Genomic DNA, 20,525 nt, shown 5'->3' on the forward strand with positions numbered 1-20,525 from the left:
CCCTTACCCTCATTCCCCCTTCCCCATTGCTGTTTCAAAAACCCTTCTGATTTAGCTTGTTAGGAACGGCTGTTTTCTGCGGTTTCGGGACTGCGGTTTTGAGTGTTCGAGAAACATCTGTTTTGTTGACAGTTTGGCGATCCGTGAGACGCTGTTTTTATGAGAGCAGCGATTTATGCAAGGGTGAGTACGGACAAGAGCCAGACGGTGGAGAATCAGATCCGTGAGCTGCGGCAAGTGGGTGAGCGGCTTGGCTGGGAGATTGTTACCGTCTTCAGCGATGAAGGCATTTCCGGTGCGAAGGGCCGCGATCAACGGCCGGGCTTCGATGCATTGATGCGCGCCGTTACCCGTCGAGAGATCGATTTGATTGGGGCATGGGCGGTCGATAGACTGGGGCGGTCATTGAGCGATCTCGTCGGATTTTTGAATGAGATCCAGAGCCGCGGTGTCGATCTCTATCTGCATCAGCAGGGACTCGACACGAGCACGCCATCGGGCCGCATGTTGTTCCAGATGCTGAGCGTCTTCAGCGAATTCGAGCGCGAGATGATCCGTTCACGGGTGGTTGCCGGTCTTCGCCGAACCGCGGAAAAGGGTACGCGACTTGGCCGCCCGCCGGTGCCGCCGCATAAGATGGATGCAATCCGCAAGGCTCTTGAAGAGGGGCGAGGTGTCCGCGCAACGGCAAGGCGGTTCGACGTGTCGCCGACGACGGTTAGCCGGGTCAAGGCCGAGCTGGACGCCGTGGCTTGAGAGAGGCTGACGCCGAGCCGTATTGGCAGTGGGAGCGAATGGCCGCGGCTGCTTGATATGCCATAACGAACCGGTCACAGGCAGACGTGACTGTGGCCGTTTTTTTGATCGACTTCTTTCCTCTCATATTGGAAACGGTTGGGAACGGGCAAAGGACCGTCTATGACCGTAATGACCGGCCTATATCGGGCAGAAGTAATTTCTCCATATCGCAACAAGCGATGCATATTCGACAGGCCATTGGCGTTATGGCATGCCATTGACAAATCCAAGCAATTTAAGAAGAGCGGCGAGTGTTCTGGCACAAAACCGGAGGTTTTTGGGTCAAGAACGCGAAGGCGTCGTTTGCAGCGGGACCGACGTGCGGTCAGCGCCAACAGCGCGACCCGCGCCAAAGGTCCTGATGCGAGCAGAATAACATTTTGACTCGATAGCTATACTGTTCATTGCCATCACCTTCGCTCTTCGCGTGCCGCGTATCGCATCGGCGACGACAATATTCATTCGAGCTGGAGATTATTGCCGACAACTCCGTTGCCCTCAATATATCTCCGTTCGAATGTTCATCCAATTAATTTAAATGGACAAAACCAGAGATATATTGGAATATTAATTATGTCACACAATAATACTTAATAGTAAATATGCGTGTGACGTGTTTTTTATTATCTAATTGAAGGAACTTCATGGACATAAAACTTATATCCGGCAATCCCGGTTCTTGCAAATCGACAACTGCACTGCATCAGATTGCCTCTAGCAAAAAACTATACGTCGTCGCTCTGCCCAGAATTGACCTGATCAAGGAGGTTAGTGAGCGACTCTGTCAGATGGCTGCATCGCACGGGACGTCGCCGCTCATCGTGTCGATCCACAGCCAGACGCAAAACCGGATGCGCCCAGTCACAGAGATCATGGACGCGCCTCAGACCTATGCCAACAAAGACCATGTGATCCTGTTGATCACCCATGAATCGATGATGCAGTGCGAGTTCGCTGCCTTCAGGGACTGGCATATCTATATCGATGAAGTGCCTTCGGCGGTTGCCTCAGGCTACCTCTCGATCCCGGCGAGCTGGCCTGCATTTGAGACTGCCTATGATCTCATGGAGGTAAAAGGCGTCGACTGTTGGCAAGTCACGTTGCGCGACGGCGCTCCCGGCCAGCGGCAGATACTGAACGACGACTTCTTGCGCGAGAACGCGGCTTTCCACCGGCGGGTGTCGAGCAGCCATGGCGTATTCGTCAATTTTGGCGACTGGTCCCTGCTCAAGGAGGCGGCGACCCGCCTAGAATGGTGGTCGGCTTGGACCCCTGCGGAACTCGAACCCTTCGCCTCTGTCACGTTCGTCGGGTCGAACTTTAAGGAGTCCCTGCTATTCAAGGCGTCCGAAAGCCTGTTTCCGGGCAGATTCTCCCTTCATGAGCAGACCATGCCGGTCACCCGCACCGCTTGGCCAAGCATTCGCATCCACTACTTCATCGAAAACCACATTGGCTCGACAGAATTTTGGCGGGGGGCTGGAAAACCGGCGTTGCATGCTGTTTGCCAATGTCTGGAGAGCCTTGTCGATCTCGGCTTTTGGTCCGGCAATCAGATGGTCATCGACCGCTGCGAAGGCCGTCTTCGCGGCATTCAGGCGAGCCCGAAGGTCGCGGGCTCGAACCGTTATCGTGACAAGACCTCCTGCGCCTTCCTTTACTCGTCAAAATCGCTTCCTGCCGACCAGCCTCTTCAAAAGGCGCTCGGTCTGTCACGAAACGATATTCAGCGCGCTCGAGAGACCGAAGACATCGCCCAGTTTGTCCTGCGCGGTGCAATCCGTGACCCGGCCTATCATGGCGATTACGACATCTACCTCTATGACCGAGGCCAAGCGGAAGACCTCAAGGCCTATCTGATCTCATCGGGGATCTCGCCCAACGTGTCGCTCGTGCACAATCCGGCTGCCAGTGGGCATGATATCGCGCGCAGCCAGCCGGGACGGCCGCCACGGGAAAAGCCCTTCACCTCACCGCAGGAGATCGAACGCAAGAAGCAGGAAAAGCGCTGGCGCAACGCTGAACGGCAACGAAAGAGCCGGATGCTGAAAAAGCGCAATTCCGACGAGCCGCGTCGACCACGCGGACGGCCGCGCAACGATGCGGCGTCGCCGACCCTCGGCCTGTGATCCCCAACCCGTCGCCGGACCTCCCCAAGCCCGCGGCGGGTACTCCCGTTCTAGCGACAGCATGCAGCCGCGCACATCATAGCGACGGGGTGTCCAGATCGGATAGTCTCGTGATCAGCGTCCAATGGAGGTCTCGGCATGGATGAGATGAAAGCCAAGCTGCTCAAAGAGCATCTGCCATATGAGCATGACATGCTCGATGCCGCCTATGCCTTCATTACGTCCGACAAGCGCAATGATGATGCAAAGGATCGAGAGCAGTGGTTCCTGCGCAACGCAGCAATCGTCGCATTCTGGACGCACGCAAGGAACCTGATCGAGTTCTATGAAAAGTCGCCGCACGCAAGCGCCAGCGCATCGGATTTTACCACCGAGCGCCTATGGCCGGAGTTCCGACTTAAGAAGGGCCAGCCCGCGGAGGAAAAGGCCGGGGAGGAGCTCCGCACGCTGATTAACGAGCAGATCAGCCATCTGAAATATGAGCGCGTTAAAGCGCCTCACGACAAGCTCGGCGAATATGATCCTTATAACGTGAAAACAGCTATAGACCGCGCCCGCAGAAAATTTGAATGCCTGCTCACTCCCGAAGCAAAAGCCATCTGGAAAAACCGGCAATCACCAGCAGCAGTGATCTATGGAGACGGAGCGGCCACAAACTGCATCGAAATAATCGAGACTCAGCCTCTGTCCCCAAGCCCGCACAAAGGCGATCAGGAGACGTAAGGAACCGTCGATCCAGCGCCCCAAGTCCCCTCGTCAAAGCAGCAAGCCAGCCCTCAAAACAGACAACCAACCGGTAGACCATCCAACCCGTTTGACACACAGAAAAAGCACGCTAACGTATTGGAATCGTTCAACTCACCAATGATCTAGAATCCTGTCGGGTGCGCCATACTTCTCGATAATTTAGTGAAAATGACCGTTAGCCAAAAAATGCGCTGCGTAGCACCGCGGCAGCACGGGCGTGTAACTTTTCGCTCCGATTTACGGTTCGCCTGCGACGAATGGTCGAGCGGGATACGCAAGCTCGCGTTTCAGGGACTTCACAGGCAAAGGCTTTATTCCGCTTCCCGGCATATGGCGTCTTAGAAGCGTCAGTCGATGAGCATCCTTATTCTCGCCCTGCCATTCAATATCTGCGTAGCTCCTCGGAAACCCCAATTCCGCTTCCTTCCTGATCGGGAAGCTGACGGGATGTCGGCGCAAGAAGTCAGGGCGGCACGAGGGTTCGGGGCGCCTTGGTCGATGTTTCCTCTTCTGCGGCAAAGGTCAACTTGGTCTGGAGGAAATACCTGCCAGCCTTTGCCGCGTCGGAAAGCATATTGTGCAGGGTATCGTCCGCAGGGTCGGCAGGCGGGATACTGATATTGATGCAGTGGGTCTGATCATTGGCAAGCCCGAGATCGCGCAGCCGTAGCGCGATCTCGCCGACCGAGGGACCGTCCGGCATTGCGACAACCAGATACAACGTCTGGAGCACCCCATAGGTCTCGGCGGGAATGACGACATCAACACTCAGATAGAGCCTGTCGTCATAGCGAAATTCGCCGCGTTTGAGTTCGATGAGATCGAGGTTCATCTCCTGGGCCACGCTGGCAGCCGCGCCGGCGATTTAGCCACGAACGACTGGCTAGTGCGCTATGCCAGCAACTGCGTGCGCTACGCGGCAATTGCCGACTGGAGCACCGCATGGCGCATGCCTGGCCGGGATTTCTCTCGAAGGCAGGCTCGGTCGCATCCGGGCGCCGATGCGGATTATCGCCGGGGAATGCGACCAGTCTACGCGGCCCGGCCCGATGGAAGGACTGAACCCGGCTTTCCGACGCTCTTAATTTGCTTGCGCATACAAATATATTGACTCCATGTTTATGGCCAGTTATATGCATGCACAAGCAAACGAAAGGGGCGGCGATGCGCCAGATAACCGTCTATTCGGACTACGTGTGCCCGTACTGCCTGCTCGCAGAGCAGGTCCTCTCCGAGGCCATTGGTGAACGGGATATCCGCATCTCGTGGCGAGCATTCGAGCTGCGTCCGGAACCTGTGCCGACACTGCGGCCGGAAGACCCGTATCTGCCTTCTGTGTGGCGCAAATCCGTCTATCCCCTGGCCGGGCGGCTGGGCGTGACGATCCGGCTGCCGTCGATCTCGCCACAGCCGCGAACCGCAAAAGCCTTTCAGCTTCTGGCGCTCGCGCAGGATAGAGGGCTCGACCATGCCTATTCGATGCGGGTTCTGCGCGCCTTCTTTCAGGAAGACCGTGACATCGGCGATGACGAGGTTCTGATCTCACTCGCAAGCGAGGCTGGTCTGGATCGGAACGAAGCCCGGTCCGCCCTGGAAGACAGCACTTACGCGGAGCGCCATCGGGAGGCCCTGCGCCATGCCCGTGAGGAGATGGCAATTACCTGCGTCCCCACCATCGTCGTCGGCAAGCAGGTGTTTCGCGGCACGCCGTCGCTGCATGAGTTGGAGGCGGCGCTCGACCGACTCGACGGGGCCACGAGCCCTGAAAGCCCACCCAATCAAAACATCACCGGAGACTGACCATGCACTGGTTCTATCTTGGAGTTGCCGTGATCTTCGAAATCGCGGTCGCAATCTCGGCAGGCAACGCAAAGGGCTTCACACGGCCATTGTGGACGGCGGCTACGCTGGTCAGTGGGGCCATCGCCACCTTCTTTCTCAGCCTTGCGCTTCTCACTTTCGATGTCGGCGTGGGCTACGCCATCTGGACCTCGGTTGCCGGCGTCGGGATCGTCATCCTGGGCGCGCTCTTCTTCGGGCAGAAGCTGGATTGGAAGAAGGCGCTGGGGATTGTCCTTGTGATCGGCGGCGTCGTCGGCCTGCGGCTCAGCGGCGCGGCATGACGAACCGTTATTCCAATTGAAAATCGCAAATCCGGACGGAAAGGAAATTGACATGACAACGACAGATCAGAACACGCCGCACAAGGGCCGTGCGTGGCTCATGCTGTTGCTCGCCAGCGCTTTCGAGATCGGCTACGCCCTGAGCGTCGGAGGCAGTCAGGCCTTCAGCGTGCTCGGCTGGTCGATCGCCGCCATTATCTTCTTCCTCCTGACCCTGTACTTCCTCAGCGTGGCCCTGAAATCGATCGATGTTGGGATCGGCTATGCGGTATGGGCGGGCATCGGCGCGGTGGGGGCGGCGGGCTTTGGCAGCGTCCTTCTCGACCAGCCATTGACGCTGAGCCAGGCCATCTGGCTGGCGGTCATCATTGGCGGCGTGGTCTGGCTGAAGCTCGCAGACAGCCCAAAGCTCAACACTGATGAAAGCCTTGCGTCCTGACCGGCCGCAACGAGGATATCCAATGACGACCGATCCTTTCGCCAGGTTCTCTTCCCTGATGGGAGACACCGTCGCCTACGCTCTTGAGCATGTTCATGATGGGGGTATTCCGTTCTCGGCTTTCGTCATCGCCCCGAACGGCGAGATGCTCGGCCGCGGCGTCAATCGGGTGCGTGAGCATCACGATCCGACGGCCCATGCCGAGGTCGAGGCCATACGGGACGCCTGCCGGACCCATTCAACGCCTTACCTTCAGGGCGCGACGCTTCTGGCTTCGGGCGAACCCTGCGCGATGTGCTATATGAGCGCCCTCCATGCCGGCATATCGCGTGTGTTCTTCGCGGTCGATCGCGACGAAGCGGCAGCTCATGGCTTCGACTATCGCAGCGGCTACGCCCTGTTTGGGGCCGATCCGTGCGCGTGGACCTCACCATCGGTCAGCAAGCTTGCCGTGCCCGAGGGGCTGGCCCCGTTTCTCGCCTTCCGTTTGGGAAGGCGTGGGCCATGACCCCGCCGGAACTTGCTTGAAAAATCATTGCATGGTCATACATATGGGAAGCACTTACCCGACAGGAGCCCGCACTGATCATGCTCACGAAAAGCGATGCCCGGAAAAGCGATGCATGGCTCAAGCTGGTTCAGGTCGTCGGCCATATCGAGACGGATATCGGCAAGGCGATGCAGGACAAGCATGGTCTGGGACTTTCGGAATACCGGGCACTCGAGGTGCTTGCGCGTTCGCCCGATTCCGAATTGCGCATGCAGGAATTGGCAACGCATCTGCGGCTCAACCAAAGCTCGATCTCAAGACTGGTGGAGCGTCTGGAACGCGCGGAACTGACGCTCCGCGATCTTTGCCCGGACGACAAACGCGGTGTCTACACGGTTCTGACCGACAAGGGCCGGGCGCGTCTCGAAAGCGCCCAAGCCGATTACAGCAAGGCATTGAACGCAGCGATCAAGAAGCACGGTTGCGAGGATCTGTTGTCCGCAAAACTGATCGCCCCCAGTAGGTCCGATCAATAGCGTTTGCCGTCCGGCGAGTTGGGGTCAGCACCCATTAATCGCCTTGTACAGACCATGGCGGCGTGATTCACGCTCTCCGACTATGGGGATATGACGAGCAATCTTTTCTGGCCGGCTGACGAACAGATGGCGCGGTTGCGGCCATTCTGGGCGGTCTTCCCGCAGCGCGCCTGCTAGAGAACTCCTGGCCGCTGTCGCAGCCCGCATGGCCTCGCGGTTCCGGCAACCCTTGACCGTGCAGACTACCGGTTCAATGAAACCTTCCTGGCTTTCTCCAGCCCTGCAACCAGCGCTTCGACTATTTCATCCGTTGCGCCGTGGCGTCGGAAATAGGAGCCGGGATCGCGGGCAAGCGGCTTGAAAGCATTCATTTTTTCAAGCGCTGCCTTGGTCGCGTCACGATTTCCAAGGGCTCCGTTGGCTATGGCCACAAACGCCTGACTCAAACCGGTTCCTTCAATTGTCAGGTGTCCGGTGGCTTCGAGCATGTCGTCGTAATCCCCCTTCAGGTAGAGATCGACTGCTATCAGGTGGAAGTACCAACTCGGCGGGTTCGCGCTGCGCTCGATGGCCCGCTTGAGGATCGGTATGCCTTCGTCGAAATTGCCGCGTACGGCAAGCCGCCATCCAAGTTGCGCCAGCGTGTCCGGGTCATAGGGATTGAGTTCGACAGCCTTTCGCGCAAGACGCTCGCCTTCCTCGTAGCGGCCCATATAGTGTGTGATAGATGACAGCGCCTTGAGCGCCACGATGCTACCGGGGTCGAGTTCCACAGCCCGGGACGCCGCCTGAAAAGCGTCTTCGTATTCGTCCTGCAGAGCGCGCCCGTCGCTGTACTCAAAGCGCCCTGCATCCAGGTATAACCATCCCAGCATCGCCCAGGCGTCACTGTAATCGGGATCGCGCCTGACCGCTTCCTCCAGGCAGGCGAGAACGGGGCCGAAATCCGTCCGCAAGAAGCTTCGGCGGTAACTGTAAGCGCGGAGCACACAGACATAGCTCGACATGCTCGACACCACCGGGGACGTCATCCGCTTTTCCAGATTGTCGCTGAGGATTCCGTAAGGCTGGCCAAGTATCGTGGCGATTTCGTCGGCCACTTCAGTCTGGATGCGCATAAGCGCCTCGGGGGTCAGCGGTCGGTCATAGGCTTGCGCCCATATCACCCGACCGCTCGCCGCGTCGACCAGTTGCAGGGCGATTCGTACGTTCGCGGCGGCGACCTGCACGCTGCCGCCGACCACGTAGGTGACGCCGAGATCCTGACCCAGCCGCGCGGGCTCTGATTCAACTTCAAAGCCGAAGGGGCGGGCATACAGGCGGAATCCGGGAAAGCGCATCAGGTTCGCGGTGAGTTCCTGGCTAATCCCGTCCGCGAGATAGCGGCTGTCGTCTGTCGGATCCAATGCCTTGAACGGCATCACGACCACCGCAGGACCGTGCACTTGATCTGCGGCAGTGGATCGTCCGTGACCGGTCCGGCCGTCCAGCAGGAGCCAGCCGGCGGCGGCGCTCGCGACGGAAGCGAAGATCAGCCCCCCGACCAGCAGCCTCCGCCCGGCGCGGTCGCCCCGACGGAGGCGGGCAGCAAGGAAACCGGAAACGTCGTCTGTCGAGGTTTTTCCACCGCCCGTAGCTGAGCCTGCGGCGATCGACGCGGACAGCTGCTCGTTTTCGAGCCACTCGAACTGGGGAACGTATGAGCCCTTGGGAATTGAGATCCGGACAGGATCCTTGCTGCCCGCGCCCATATAGTGGCTGTCGAGATCGCGCCGCAGCCGGCGGGCTTCGAAGCGGACGACCGGATCAGCCTGAGAGTCGAATGACTCGTCGCGACTGAAAACCGCGACGGCGACAGAGAAGCCCTTAAGCCTGCCGGCACGTCCCGAAAGCGTCTCTTCGACGATGAACCGCAGGAACGCGCGCCGTTTGATGCTCGCCGTAAATGCCGGACTGGCCAGGATGCGCTCCAATTGGGCCCGCACGTCGTCGGCGGATGGCACTCCTCCGGGAACCCGATCGTTTTTATCAAGTTCGGGGTTCTGCACACCCACACCTCTCGAGCCCGTATGACGATGGCGGCACCGGAGTTTGGTCGCTCGAGCGGTCCACAAGGATAGTCCGGCTGGCCTAACCCTGCACGAAGGTGCCTGCACCGTTTTGGTGGTGCTGAAAAAAATCAAGTCATTTCAGTCGCCTGATCGAACCCGGCTACATGTGCGCACATGTGCGCACCTTTAACTTACGCAACGTAAGATCGACCATAGCACCAGTTCACAGATTGTCGAACAGATGGCGGCTGCGGGAGCGACCATTCTGCGGCGCCGGGAATGGTGCCATGGAGGGATTCGGCTCAATCGTCGCACGTTTCCCACAGCGCGAACTCGACATATGGCGGCGTTGCGCTCGCGACGCGCGGTTCCGGGCTATCTGCTCGGATTACGAGGAAATGACGGCGGCGCTCGACCATTTGCTGAAATCGGTCGGGAATGGAGATCCCAAGATCGAAGAGTACACAAGCTTTCTCGGCGAACTGGAGGCGGAAATCTTGGGTTACTTGGATAATTCCATATCAAACGAACAGAAATCGTAGTCGACCCATTGCCGAATAATAGTATGGGAGAAGTAAATATTTGCCGATGAGGTCTTATCTGGAGGGAGATCTATGAAACGATCAATGTATGCGGCCCCGCCGATACTTGCCTTGGGCCTCTGGGTTCTTGGCCCGGCGCCGGCGCAGGCTCAGTCCGATGCCGGCAATAAGCCCAACATCTTGTTCATCATGGGCGACGACATCGGCTGGATGCAGCCTTCCATCTACCACCGCGGCCTGATGGTTGGCGAAACCCCGAACATCGACCGGATCGGGCAGGAAGGGGCGATGTTCACCGATTACTATGCCGAGCAGAGCTGTACCGCAGGACGGACCGCCTTCTTCACCGGCATGCAACCGGTTCGCGCCGGCATGACCTTGCCGGAAATCCCCGGGGCCCCTTCTTATCTGCAACCTGGCACGCCGGCCTTGGCAAAATTCCTGCTCGACCTCGGCTACAATACCGGCGAGTTCGGCAAGAACCACCTCGGCGACCACACGGACGCCCTGCCGACGGCGCACGGTTTCCAGGAGTTCTGGGGCTATCTCTACCACCTGGATGCGATGCAGGGGGTGAGTTTCCCGGACATCAACAAGAGCCCGACCGAGCAAACGATCGCGCCGCCGTGCAAGAATACGCCGGTTCCCGGCCTGGCCGAGGTGCCCGGCGCGGTCGATCCGAAGGACGGGCTTTGCATGACGCCGCCGCGACCCGTCATTCATTGCACCTCGTCCGATGGCACCGCCGCGAACCAGATGTGTAAGGATGAGGGACCGCTGACACTCGAGCGGTCCGAGACAGTTGACGAGGAGATCTCGGCCGCTGTCATCGATTTCCTCGACCGCAACGACCCGGACGAGACCGGCAAGCCCTTCTTCGTCTGGTACAACCCGGCGCGTATGCACATCACCACCGTCCTGTCGGACAAGTACATGGCGATGGTCGGCGAACCCGGCGGCAAGGACTGGGGCGTCAACGAAGCCGGCATGAAGCAGATGGACGACAACATCGGCTATGTGCTGAAAAAGCTCGAGGACATGGGTGAACTCGACAACACGATTGTCGTTTTCACCACCGACAACGGCGCCGAGACGATCACCTATCCCGATGGCGGCGTCACCCCCTTTGCCGGCGGCAAGCTTACCACCTGGGAAGGCGGCATGCGTGCTCCGATGGTCATACGCTGGCCGGACCATATCGAGCCGGGCACGGTGAAAAACGACACGTTCTCGTCGCTTGACTGGGTGCCCACGCTGGTCGAAATCGCCGGTGGCCCGAAAGGTGACGGACTGAAGGAGGAGATCGAGAAGGGCGCCTATCCCGGCATCGTCAAGACGACGCTCGACGGCGTCAACCAGCGCGCCTACCTGGATGGCTCGTCGGACAAGTCGGCGCGCGATCATTTCTTGTACTGGTCCGGCAAGGTCCCGTCGGCAGTGCGGTACAAGAACTGGAAGATCTACTTCTCGATGGTGTCGCAGAGCCCCAGCGGCTTCGTTGCCGGCGCACTGCCCTATCACTGGACGCAGGTGGTGAACATCAAGCGTGATCCGTTCGAAGCGTCGATCGGCGATCACACCAAGACCCTCTTCGGTGTCGGCGGGGCCCTTGCCGGCCCGGTAACCGCCTATGTGTACGATTGGAACATGCTGCCGATCGGCCAGGCGCTGTGGCTGAAGCATCTTGAGTCCTACGTCGACTTCCCGCCGCTGCAGAACCCGGCCAGCTATAACCTGGACCAGGTTCTCCAGCAGGTGAAGGAAATGAAGACGTCCAGTCACGCAGGCGAATAACACCACATATGCGAGCACTGCGGGCGCCCCGGATCCGGGGCGCCCGTTCACCCGCAAGCCGGAGCAATCGACATGACGCGGTTTCCGATATTATCGACGGCGGCGATAGCTACGGTCTGTCTTCCCCACGCATTCCCTGCAGTTGCACAGGAGGCGCCCAAACCGAACATCCTCGTCATCATGGCCGACGATATCGGGTACTGGAACATCAGCGCCTACAACCGCGGCCAGATGGGATACCGTACGCCCAACATCGATCGCCTTGCGCACGAAGGCGCGATCATGACCGACTATTATGGCCAGCAGTCCTGCACCGCCGGCCGGGCGGCCTTCATCACCGGCCAGAGCCCGCTGCGCACGGGGCTCTTGAAGGTCGGACTTCCAGGCGCCAAGGAAGGTTTGTCGCCGCAGGATCCGACGATCGCCGATCTGCTGAAGCCGCCGCGCCAGAAGCCAGGCAGTTTTTCCGTAGACCAGGCCCTCGACATGCTGACGAACCCGCAGGGAAGCAACTGACAGGGAGGTCGCCATGACAGGAATTCACCGTCTCGGCAATCCGCTGCGGCACGTTTTCGCGCGCGGAATCGTGGCAGCCTTCAGTCTGCTCGCCGCGGCAGTTCCGCTTGCCGCCCAGACCGATCCCCTGCCGTCGTGGAACGACGGAGCGACCAAGCAGGCGATCGTCGACTTCGTCACCGCGGTGACGACCGAGGGCAGGCCGGATTACGTCGCGCCGGCGGACCGGATCGCGACCTTCGACCAGGACGGCACGACCTGGGTCTCGCATCCGCTCTACGGCCAGGCGCTGTTCGCGCTCGACCGCGTGACCGCGATGGCGCCAGACCATCCGGAGTGGAAGGACACGGAGCCTTTCAAGTCGGTGCTGTCAGGCGACCGCATCGCAATGGCGAAATTCACCGAGAAGGATTGGATGGAGATCATTGCGACGACCCACGCCGGGATGAGCACGGCGGATTTCGAGGCGATCGTCGCCGACTGGCTACCGAAATCTGAAAACCCGGTGCTGAAGAGGCCCGTGACCGATCTCGTCTACCAGCCGATGATCGAGGTGATGGAGTACCTGAGGGACAACGGTTTCCGCACCTACATCGTGACCGGCGGCGGGCAGGAGTTCGTGCGTGTCTATGCGCAGGACGTCTACGGCATTCCACCGGAGCAGGTCGTGGGATCGAGCATCGTCACCAAATACGCGACGGTCGACGGAAAGCCGGCTTTGATGCGTGAACCGAAGGTGTTCTTTATCGACGACGGGCCGGGAAAGGCGGTGGGCATCAACCTGTTCATCGGCAAGCGGCCGCTGATCGCCTTCGGCAATTCCGATGGCGACAAGGAGATGCTGCAATGGACCACCGACGGCCCGGGCGCGCGGCTCGGACTGCTGGTGCTGCACGATGACGCGGAGCGGGAGTTCGCCTACGGCCCGGCCGATGGCTTGCCCGACACCAAGGTCGGCACATTCAGCCAGGCGCTAATGGACGCCGCGAAGGGGAACGGCTGGATCGTCATCAGCATGAAGGGCGACTGGAAGCGGATATTTGCATTCGAGTGAACTTCGGGATCGGTCGCGGCCGATCATTCGCTTGCCACACAACCCACGCGTTGACCGGTAGACATTCGAGCCCTGTCAGGTTGGAAATCGGCGTCTTCAACGGGTGCCGGCCTAGATCCCGTTGGCTGCCTGAAGTTCGCGCACATACCGGATGATCGCGACGATCTGTTTATCCGCTACCTCGGGCTGCGGCGGCATGTTGCCATAGGGCCAGTGATGCTGGCGAACCCCAAACCTTACAGCCGCCAGGAAGGCCTCATCGGCATGATGGCCCGGTTTGTAGATATCATGAACGAGCGGTGGCCCCTTGTCGGTTCCCGCCGCATTCTTCCCGTGACACTCTGCGCAAACCTTGTCGAATTCCGCCTTGCCTTCTGCCGCCAGCCCGCTCAGCTCCGGCACGTTCACGGCAACGGTGAATGCCTGGCTCTCCGCGGTCTCTCGTGATCCAGGCGCCTGCCAGAGCCATGCCGCGATTCCTCCGCCGATGGCAGCGACAATCGCAATTTTTGTAACGTTGGCTATTCTTCGCATCCACTGCCTCTACTGCCGATTGAAGGGGTGCATTTTGTCGTCTCAATCCGAGCGGTTGGCAAGATTGCCGGCACGGCCAAGCAGCTTCGCATTGATCGCCACGACCACGGTGCTGAGCGACATCAGCGCCGCACCGAATGCAGGGGTCAGAAGTACGCCCCAAGGATATCCGACGCCCGCAGCAAGCGGGATTGCAAAGGTGTTGTATCCCGTTGCCCACAGCAGGTTCTGAACCATCTTGCTATATGTGGCGCGTGACAGGGCGAGGATCGCGAAGACGTCCCGGGGGTCGCTGCGTACAAGCACGACATCCGCGGACTCGATCGCCACATCGGTACCCGCACCGATCGCGATGCCGAGATCGGATTCCACGAGCGCGGGAGCATCGTTGACACCGTCGCCAATCATCGCGACGGTCAGACTGCGCGCTTTCACATCACGGACTTTTTCCGCTTTCTGGTCCGGCAGGATCTCTGCGAAATATTCGTCGAGGCCCAGTTGCTCGGCGACCGAACGGGCGACGGGGGTGGCATCTCCGGTGACCATCATGCATCGGATGCCCATCTTCTTCAGCCGTGAAATGGCTTCAAAGGACTCCTCGCGGATCACATCGGCAAGAGCGATCGCTCCGACAGGTTCGCCATCCACGACGACATAAACGACCGTATCGCCCTCGTCCGCGTGTTTCCTCACCTTCGGATCGTCGACTTCCTTCCCGTTTTCCCGCAGGAATCCGGGGCTAACCACCTGGACTTTTCTCCCCTCGATCGTCGCCTCGGCACCTTGCCCCGTGATGTTCCGGAAGTCGCTCGCCGACTTGGCACTTACCCCTCGTTCGTGCGCGCCCCGAGCCACTCCTCGGGCGATCGGGTGTTCCGACTGGCTTTCCAGTCCCGCCGCTAACGACAGAACTTCGGCCTCGGGCATGTCGCCAAGCGCGACCACTCCGGAAACGCTGAATTTCCCTTCGGTCAATGTGCCAGTCTTGTCGAACAGGACCGTATCGAGATTGCGAGCTCGCTCGAAGGCGGCCCTGTCCCGGATCAGCAGTCCGTTTTGTGCCGTCAGGCGTGTGCTGACCGCAACGACGAGCGGCACGGCGAGGCCGAGGGCATGCGGGCAGGTAATGACCATCACCGTCACCATTCGTTCAAGCGCGAAAGAGAATTCCTCACCTGTCCCAAGCCAGAAAATCAAAGTGGCGGTCCCCGCGGTCAGCGCAATATAGGTCAGCCAGAGAGCTGCCCGGTTTGCCAGATCTTGAGTACGGGAGCGCGTCTCCTGCGCCTGCCGCACCATATCGATGACCTGGCTGAGGTAAGTCTCTGCGCCGGTCTTGCGGATTTCGAGGGTGACCGAGCCTTCGCCGTTCACGGCGCCACCGACAGCCTCCTGATCAGGCCCTTTTTCGACAGGACGCGATTCACCCGTCAGCATCGCTTCGTTGAAGCTTGAACGGCCCTTGACGATTATCCCGTCGGTGGGGACTTTTTCGCCGGGCTTGACGAGAACGCGATCGCCCGGCTTCAGGTCCGCGATTGCCACATCGACAATCTCGCCGTCATCGTCCAGCCGATGAGCGGTTGACGGAAGCAGCTTGACGAGCGCCTCAAGAGCTCCGGACGCGCCCATGACGGACTTCATCTCGATCCAGTGGCCAAGCAGCATCACGTCGATCAAGGTGACCAGTTCCCAGAAGAACACCTTGCCGGAAAGGCCGAATACGACCGCGCTCGAATAGAAGAAGGCGACCGAGATCGCGAGTGCAATCAGCGTCATCATTCCGGGGCGAAGCGAAGCAAGTTCGCTGAACAGCCCTTTCAGGAATGGCCAGCCTCCATAGAAAAACACGATGCTGGATAGCGCGAAGAGAACGTAAGTATCACCTGTGAAGGCAAGCGCATTGTCCAGTCCCAGGAAGGCCTGGATCATGGGTGACAGGGCCAGGACCGGCACCGAGAGAACCGCCGAAACCCAGAACCGCAGACGGAAATCGGCCACCATCGCCGAATGATCGTGACCAGCATGGTCGTTGCCGCCCTCGTGCCGGTCCATGTGCCCGTTGCCGTGGTGCGGCGCCCCGGTATCTTCTTCCAGCAGCTCTCCGTCGGAATGGGTTCGGGTGTCTCTTTGCATTGTCATTCTCCGCTATGCTGGACGATTGTCGGAAATACCGGCAATCGAAGCCAACGGATGGAAATCGTGGGCGTTCCCTGACTATGGATTTCTTGTCAAAGGCGGGATGCCAATCTCGCCGCTTCCTGCAGCCTGCGGCCCAGATGGATCGGCCAATGCGGGCCGAGCCAGAATACTGCGCGACAGTGGCGTGATTGTTGGCTACCGCGGTGGATGGTCCAGATCAGGTTGCTTGGAAGCCCGTCCGTACTCATTGACGGGGAGTTCCGGATCCTTCGCATCGGGAGCCGCAATTAATAGCGGCTCCGTCAGGACGGCCACGAAAGAGCAATGGCCCCTTCCCGAGCAGGTGTGACTATCCTGCAAGCCCGCTTGGTTTGAAGCGGTACCAAGATTTGCCGCAACCGACGTTTCATGGGTTGACGAGGTTGCGTGCGGATTTTCGACATGGACCGTGGAGGAGACGGCGAGCGCAAGAACGCACAACAGTATTCCGGTCAGCCTGCTCAGAGCCGACGGTTTTCCGATTTTTCCGTTTCTTGCCAATCGTCCCATAAATACCCGCATGCTCCATGCCGCGGTCGGATTATCGTATCATACCCGCTGTCTATTTAGCGCATGCCGCCCTTCGCAGCCGGTCAGCCTTCCAACGCCTTGCGCCGCTCTTCGAACTCGGCGACATCGATTTCGCCGCGCGCGAGGCGAAGCCTGAGCGTTTCAAGCGCATCGCTCTGCTTCTTGGCGGTGCCTTCCTTATCGAGAAACCAGCGCACCGCAAGAACAACGAGGACGATGATTATGCCCCAGAAGAGGAACATCATCCCGAAACCCATGAAACCGTAGCCGTCTCCCCACATATGGCCGTGGTAGCCGCCCCGGTAGTCTCCGGTTTGCGCAAGGGCGACGCTCCCCGTCGTTGCAGTGGCCGCGACGGCGGCCAGAAACGTGTTCAATCGCTTGTTCATTACATCGTCCTTTCTTGTCGCAACGGGGTGCGTGCCTCCGCACTTCCGGATTGAATGGCAAGACGTCAAGTCTTCGGGCAGGCGAAGGGCATCCCGAAGATCAACCTGCACCGGGCGCAAATACGCGCAATTGATGCAGGTCAAGCCACCCTACAATTGATGGGAGTTTGATCGCAGCCGGCAATGGAGCCGCGAGCCGGTGCGGGACGTGCGATGAGGTCGATTGGGGAAAGCGGGCGGCCTCCGGATTTCAGGCGCACCCGTGGCCGTGACAAAAGCAAGGCAAGAGAAGGATCACGAATGGCTCCCGCGCAGGAGTGAGCCTGCCCGATGATGCAGGTAACATCGATCTCGGCGAAGTGGCACCTGAGACAGTGCGGGGCGCCATGGGCCCGTTCGACCTGCCAGCGGCTCAATCAATACCCGCAAAGGTAAGTTCTATATAGAATGCATCCTATGATTTTAAATCGAGCGTCTTTCCTGGGAAGATCTCTTTATAAAATTACGTACTACCTTGGGCGAGTCATTAAGGCATTGGTTGTTTTAAAATTTTTAAAATTGATAAAAGTGCATGATTTACTATCGAGCTACTCTTACGCGAAGTATTGGATTTCCCCAGAGTTCGAGTGCCATTTCTGCAACACGTTGTGGTTTGGGTGCACTTCGGCGGTATTTCAAAATTGACCCTATGTAAAATTGACCTTACGGCAAAATCGTTACGCCTCTGAAGTGGCAGTGATTTTTTCGATTCTGCGAGGTTAAAAATGAACATCAAGAGCATCCTGCTCGGTTCTTCCGCAGCGGCACTTGCCGTGACCGGCGCCCAGGCGGCCGATCTCCCGGTTGCTCCGGAGCCGGTAGACTACGTCCGTATCTGCGACGCTTTCGGTACGGGCTTCTTCTACATTCCGGGCACCGAGACCTGCCTGCGCGTTGGCGGCCGTATCCGTACGGAACTCCGTTTCAACGACTTCGGCGACAGCCCGAATTCCTGGGACGCCGACAGCGACATCTCCACGGCCTTCCGTGCTCGTGGCTACGTCCGTCTCGACTCGCGCACCAACACCGAGTTCGGCCTGCTGCGCACCTACCTGGACCTGTTCGTGACCAACACGACGGGTGATGCCGGTAACGACAGCGTCAACCTCGACAAGGCCTTCATCCAGTTCGGCGGCCTGACCGCCGGCCGCACGACGTCCTTCTACGACTTCTACACCGGCAACAACTGGGGTTCGATCTTCGATCAGGGCTTCGCCGACAACGGTGACGTCAACCTCTTCGGTTACACCTACGCCTTCGGCAACGGCTTCTCGGTTTCGGTCTCGATCGAAGACGGAACCGACCGGCGTGCGGCGCTGGCTGCAACCTCGACGGTGCTGACCACGACCTCGGGCGTCGCAACCCTCACCTCCGGCGTGTTCAACGTCTATGGCGGCCACAAGATCCCCGACTTCGTCGCGAACCTTCGCGTCGACCAGGGCTGGGGTTCGGCCCAGATCATGGGTGCCCTGCATCACGTCTATGTGGACAGCGGCGTGGCGCCGGGCTTCGATTCCGAACTCGGCTGGGCGGTCGGCGCCGGCGTGACGGTCAACCTGCCGATGATCGGCGCGGGCGACTATCTCGGCCTGCAGGCAGCCTATGCCCAGGGCGCTACCAAGTTCGCGACCACCGCCGGCATCGGCGTTCTGGACGGCTTCCTGAACCCGCTCACCGGCGATATCGACCTCGTCGACGCCTGGTCGATCGGTGCGGGCTACACCCATTTCTGGACGCCCACCTGGAATTCGTCCCTGACCGTGAACTACGCGTCGGTGGACGTGCCGATTTCGGGCGCTCCGGATATCGATCTCGACGAATGGAACCTCCAGGGCAACCTGGTCTGGAACCCGGTTTCCGGTCTCGATATCGGCGCCGAAGTCGAGTACCGCAATCAGGAAGCCAGCGCCACCGGCCTCGGCTCCTTCGACAAGGACAGCGTGACCGCGGTCCTTCGCGTGCAGCGCACGTTCTGACACGATTGCCCCTCGCCGGCCCGGTCGCCGGCGAGGGGCTGACACCGGGCCGCGAGAAAGCCCGTGATCGACGCTCAGTCAATCAGATGCCGGCGGAGGCAGGGGCGCTTCGCCGGCCTTTTTTATGCCGGCCGGATATTCTGGTTCATGCGGAAGAGATTTTGCGGATCGTAGAGCCGCTTGATCTCCGCGAGACGGCGATAATTGTCGCCATAGGCCGTCTCGACGCGGTCGGTTTCGTCCTCCGGCATGAAGTTGATATAGGCGGTTCCGATGGCGTGCGGCCTGGCGGCCTCGAAAATGCCGCGTGCCCAGCCGATACAGGCCTTGTCCATCGAGGCGTCCTGCCAGCGGGCATGGACGTTCATGACGAAATGCGAGCTTCTCTGCGGGAAGGCGGTTGCATCCGCCGCAACCCGCCCCGCGGCGCCGCCCACATGGCCGACGAAAATCTCGCATTCGGGTCCCGGCAGCTTGTCGATCGCATCGATCAGCACATTGACCGCGGCGTCGGAAAGTTCCGCGAAATCGTGGCTCTTCCAGTAGTTGCGGGCGCCCGGCGCCAGAAGCGGATCGAAGGCCTGTTGCCAGCCGGCGAAGGGATGCGGAGCGACCACGTCGACAATCGGCTTGCCGATCGCCCGCAAGGGGGCCGTGGCCTTTTCACCCGCGGCAAGGTCGCCGCAATGGCACATCGCCAGCACCAGCACCTTCTTGCCGTGCCATTCGGCCGGCAGGAAGGGAAGGGGCGGCGCCTGCCGCAGCACGACCCAGCAGGTAAGTTCGTCGGGCGCGGATTCCAGCACCTGGCGGTATTGCCTGAAGACCTCGCGGGCATTGGAGAAGGGATGGACGACAAGCCCGGACATGACCTCGGGGCCAAGCTTGTGCAGCTTGAACTCGAAGGAGGTGACGATGCCGAAATTGCCGCCGCCGCCGCGGATCGCCCAGAAGAGATCCGGGTTTTCCGACGGGCTTGCGCGCACCAGTTCGCCATTCGCCGTCACCACGTCCACGGCCAGCAGGCTGTCGATCGTCAGTCCGAACTTGCGGGTGATCCAGCCGAAGCCGCCGCCGAGCGTCAGGCCGGCAAGGCCCGTGGTGGAGTTGATGCCGGTTGGCAGGGCAAGGCCGAAAGCCTGCGTCTCCTTGTCGACGTCGGCAAGGGTCACGCCGGGTTCGATCCAGGCGCGCCTGACTGCCGGGTCGACGCGGATGGAGCGCATCGGCGCAAGATCGATCATCAGGCCGTCGTCGCAGACCGCGTTGCCCGCGATGTTGTGTCCGCCGCCACGGACGGAAACGAGCAGGTTGTTGTCGCGGGCAAACCGCACCGCGTTGATGACATCGGCCGCTCCCTGGCATTTCGCGATCAGCGCCGGTCGGCGGTCGATCATGGCATTCCAGATCGCCCGCGTTTCGTCATAGGCGGGATCGTCTTCATCGAGCACCGGGCCGCGCTGGCGCGCCGCAAGATCCTCGATTGCCGCCGCACTGATCTTCGTCTTGCCGGATTGCAGCGTCTGGAGGCTCATATCATGCATGACTGGTTCCTCCCTGGCGCATGTTCCGCTGGGATCTGGCCGATCCGAATGCCGGAAACATGCGCAAAGCGTCGAACCTGAAGCGGATTCCTGCTTGTCATGCGATTGAGGC

Annotated in this window: 18 protein-coding genes and 1 pseudogene; 13 read left to right on the forward strand and 6 right to left on the reverse strand. The window is 59.9% G+C overall.

Going from position 1 to position 20,525, the window contains the following annotated elements:
* The first annotated feature begins 159 nt into the window (after nt 1-159).
* The 3 genes from H2509_RS02560 (at nt 160) to H2509_RS02570 (ending at nt 3,650) form a co-directional block, all read left to right on the forward strand.
* Entirely contained in the window at nt 160-756 is a 597-nt protein-coding gene (locus tag H2509_RS02560; RefSeq protein WP_182161973.1) for a recombinase family protein, read from the forward strand.
* A gap of 686 nt (nt 757-1,442) precedes the next feature.
* On the forward strand, nt 1,443-2,927 hold the full coding sequence (locus H2509_RS02565; RefSeq protein ID WP_182161971.1) for a hypothetical protein: 1,485 nt from the start codon (nt 1,443-1,445) through the stop codon (nt 2,925-2,927).
* Nucleotides 2,928-3,065: 138 nt separating this feature from the next.
* Entirely contained in the window at nt 3,066-3,650 is a 585-nt protein-coding gene (locus tag H2509_RS02570; RefSeq protein WP_182161969.1) for a hypothetical protein, read from the forward strand.
* A 487-nt stretch (nt 3,651-4,137) separates the two neighbouring features.
* On the opposite strand, the gene H2509_RS02575 is transcribed toward H2509_RS02570, so the two are convergent.
* A complete protein-coding gene (locus H2509_RS02575; RefSeq protein WP_182161994.1) occupies nt 4,138-4,506 on the reverse strand; it encodes a hypothetical protein in 369 nt (122 codons plus the stop codon).
* Between the two features lie 332 nt (nt 4,507-4,838).
* Here H2509_RS02575 and H2509_RS02580 point away from each other — a divergent pair, with 332 nt between their 5' ends.
* From H2509_RS02580 to H2509_RS02600, 5 genes are all read left to right on the forward strand, one after another.
* Nucleotides 4,839-5,474 carry a DsbA family oxidoreductase gene (locus H2509_RS02580; RefSeq protein WP_182161996.1) on the forward strand — a complete coding sequence of 212 codons (636 nt, stop codon included), beginning with the start codon at nt 4,839-4,841 and terminating at the stop codon, nt 5,472-5,474.
* A gap of 2 nt (nt 5,475-5,476) precedes the next feature.
* Entirely contained in the window at nt 5,477-5,797 is a 321-nt protein-coding gene (locus tag H2509_RS02585) for a DMT family transporter (RefSeq protein ID WP_182161998.1), read from the forward strand.
* A 52-nt stretch (nt 5,798-5,849) separates the two neighbouring features.
* Nucleotides 5,850-6,236 (forward strand): DMT family transporter, encoded by a 387-nt coding sequence (locus tag H2509_RS02590; protein WP_182162000.1) that lies wholly within the window; start codon nt 5,850-5,852, stop codon nt 6,234-6,236.
* Nucleotides 6,237-6,258: 22 nt separating this feature from the next.
* Complete coding sequence (locus H2509_RS02595; RefSeq protein ID WP_182162002.1) at nt 6,259-6,744, forward strand: nucleoside deaminase; 486 nt, start codon at nt 6,259-6,261, stop codon at nt 6,742-6,744.
* 80 nt (nt 6,745-6,824) lie between these two features.
* Nucleotides 6,825-7,262, forward strand: a complete 438-nt coding sequence (locus H2509_RS02600; protein ID WP_182162011.1) for a MarR family winged helix-turn-helix transcriptional regulator — start codon at nt 6,825-6,827, stop codon at nt 7,260-7,262.
* Between the two features lie 242 nt (nt 7,263-7,504).
* Here the strand turns inward: H2509_RS02600 and H2509_RS21165 are convergent, their stop codons facing one another.
* On the reverse strand, nt 7,505-9,310 hold the full coding sequence (locus tag H2509_RS21165) for a tetratricopeptide repeat protein (RefSeq protein ID WP_182162014.1): 1,806 nt from the start codon (nt 9,308-9,310) through the stop codon (nt 7,505-7,507).
* 290 nt (nt 9,311-9,600) lie between these two features.
* Between H2509_RS21165 and H2509_RS02610 the strand changes: the two genes are divergently transcribed.
* The 4 genes and pseudogenes from H2509_RS02610 to H2509_RS02625 all read left to right on the forward strand — a co-directional run bounded on the left by H2509_RS02610 (nt 9,601) and on the right by H2509_RS02625 (nt 13,219).
* Nucleotides 9,601-9,855 (forward strand): hypothetical protein, encoded by a 255-nt coding sequence (locus tag H2509_RS02610; RefSeq protein ID WP_182162016.1) that lies wholly within the window; start codon nt 9,601-9,603, stop codon nt 9,853-9,855.
* A 72-nt stretch (nt 9,856-9,927) separates the two neighbouring features.
* Nucleotides 9,928-11,649, forward strand: coding sequence for an arylsulfatase (locus H2509_RS02615; protein ID WP_268925826.1), 1,722 nt, complete (start codon nt 9,928-9,930; stop codon nt 11,647-11,649).
* A gap of 72 nt (nt 11,650-11,721) precedes the next feature.
* Nucleotides 11,722-12,114: pseudogene (locus H2509_RS02620) on the forward strand (sulfatase-like hydrolase/transferase); the annotation flags it as partial.
* A 64-nt stretch (nt 12,115-12,178) separates the two neighbouring features.
* Nucleotides 12,179-13,219 carry an HAD family hydrolase gene (locus H2509_RS02625; protein WP_182162018.1) on the forward strand — a complete coding sequence of 347 codons (1,041 nt, stop codon included), beginning with the start codon at nt 12,179-12,181 and terminating at the stop codon, nt 13,217-13,219.
* A gap of 111 nt (nt 13,220-13,330) precedes the next feature.
* Here H2509_RS02625 and H2509_RS02630 read toward each other — a convergent pair whose 3' ends face one another.
* The 3 genes from H2509_RS02630 to H2509_RS02640 all read right to left on the reverse strand — a co-directional run bounded on the left by H2509_RS02630 (nt 13,331) and on the right by H2509_RS02640 (nt 16,854).
* On the reverse strand, nt 13,331-13,627 hold the full coding sequence (locus H2509_RS02630; RefSeq protein ID WP_328804956.1) for a c-type cytochrome: 297 nt from the start codon (nt 13,625-13,627) through the stop codon (nt 13,331-13,333).
* A 168-nt stretch (nt 13,628-13,795) separates the two neighbouring features.
* Nucleotides 13,796-15,889 (reverse strand): copper-translocating P-type ATPase, encoded by a 2,094-nt coding sequence (locus H2509_RS02635; protein WP_235974634.1) that lies wholly within the window; start codon nt 15,887-15,889, stop codon nt 13,796-13,798.
* 638 nt (nt 15,890-16,527) lie between these two features.
* Nucleotides 16,528-16,854 (reverse strand): SHOCT domain-containing protein, encoded by a 327-nt coding sequence (locus tag H2509_RS02640; protein ID WP_209001762.1) that lies wholly within the window; start codon nt 16,852-16,854, stop codon nt 16,528-16,530.
* 764 nt (nt 16,855-17,618) lie between these two features.
* Here H2509_RS02640 and H2509_RS02645 point away from each other — a divergent pair.
* Nucleotides 17,619-18,869 (forward strand): porin, encoded by a 1,251-nt coding sequence (locus H2509_RS02645; RefSeq protein WP_182162022.1) that lies wholly within the window; start codon nt 17,619-17,621, stop codon nt 18,867-18,869.
* Between the two features lie 122 nt (nt 18,870-18,991).
* On the opposite strand, the gene H2509_RS02650 is transcribed toward H2509_RS02645, so the two are convergent.
* Entirely contained in the window at nt 18,992-20,413 is a 1,422-nt protein-coding gene (locus H2509_RS02650) for an FAD-binding oxidoreductase (protein ID WP_182162024.1), read from the reverse strand.
* Nucleotides 20,414-20,525: the final 112 nt, after the last annotated feature.

The sequence above is a fragment of the Stappia albiluteola genome (assembly GCF_014050225.1).
GTDB lineage: Bacteria > Pseudomonadota > Alphaproteobacteria > Rhizobiales > Stappiaceae > Hongsoonwoonella > Hongsoonwoonella albiluteola.

Bases quoted from the DNA above. Each gene is read 5' to 3' on its own strand.
- H2509_RS02560 (WP_182161973.1), top strand. From the start codon at position 160: ATGAGAGCAGCGATTTATGCAAGGGTGAGTACGGACAAGAGCCAGACG.
- H2509_RS02565 (WP_182161971.1), top strand. From the start codon at position 1,443: ATGGACATAAAACTTATATCCGGCAATCCCGGTTCTTGCAAATCGACA.
- H2509_RS02570 (WP_182161969.1), top strand. From the start codon at position 3,066: ATGGATGAGATGAAAGCCAAGCTGCTCAAAGAGCATCTGCCATATGAG.
- H2509_RS02575 (WP_182161994.1), bottom strand. From the start codon at position 4,506: ATGAACCTCGATCTCATCGAACTCAAACGCGGCGAATTTCGCTATGAC.
- H2509_RS02580 (WP_182161996.1), top strand. From the start codon at position 4,839: ATGCGCCAGATAACCGTCTATTCGGACTACGTGTGCCCGTACTGCCTG.
- H2509_RS02585 (WP_182161998.1), top strand. From the start codon at position 5,477: ATGCACTGGTTCTATCTTGGAGTTGCCGTGATCTTCGAAATCGCGGTC.
- H2509_RS02590 (WP_182162000.1), top strand. From the start codon at position 5,850: ATGACAACGACAGATCAGAACACGCCGCACAAGGGCCGTGCGTGGCTC.
- H2509_RS02595 (WP_182162002.1), top strand. From the start codon at position 6,259: ATGACGACCGATCCTTTCGCCAGGTTCTCTTCCCTGATGGGAGACACC.
- H2509_RS02600 (WP_182162011.1), top strand. From the start codon at position 6,825: ATGCTCACGAAAAGCGATGCCCGGAAAAGCGATGCATGGCTCAAGCTG.
- H2509_RS02610 (WP_182162016.1), top strand. From the start codon at position 9,601: ATGGAGGGATTCGGCTCAATCGTCGCACGTTTCCCACAGCGCGAACTC.
- H2509_RS02615 (WP_268925826.1), top strand. From the start codon at position 9,928: ATGAAACGATCAATGTATGCGGCCCCGCCGATACTTGCCTTGGGCCTC.
- H2509_RS02625 (WP_182162018.1), top strand. From the start codon at position 12,179: ATGACAGGAATTCACCGTCTCGGCAATCCGCTGCGGCACGTTTTCGCG.
- H2509_RS02635 (WP_235974634.1), bottom strand. From the start codon at position 15,889: ATGCAAAGAGACACCCGAACCCATTCCGACGGAGAGCTGCTGGAAGAA.
- H2509_RS02640 (WP_209001762.1), bottom strand. From the start codon at position 16,854: ATGAACAAGCGATTGAACACGTTTCTGGCCGCCGTCGCGGCCACTGCA.
- H2509_RS02645 (WP_182162022.1), top strand. From the start codon at position 17,619: ATGAACATCAAGAGCATCCTGCTCGGTTCTTCCGCAGCGGCACTTGCC.
- H2509_RS02650 (WP_182162024.1), bottom strand. From the start codon at position 20,413: ATGCATGATATGAGCCTCCAGACGCTGCAATCCGGCAAGACGAAGATC.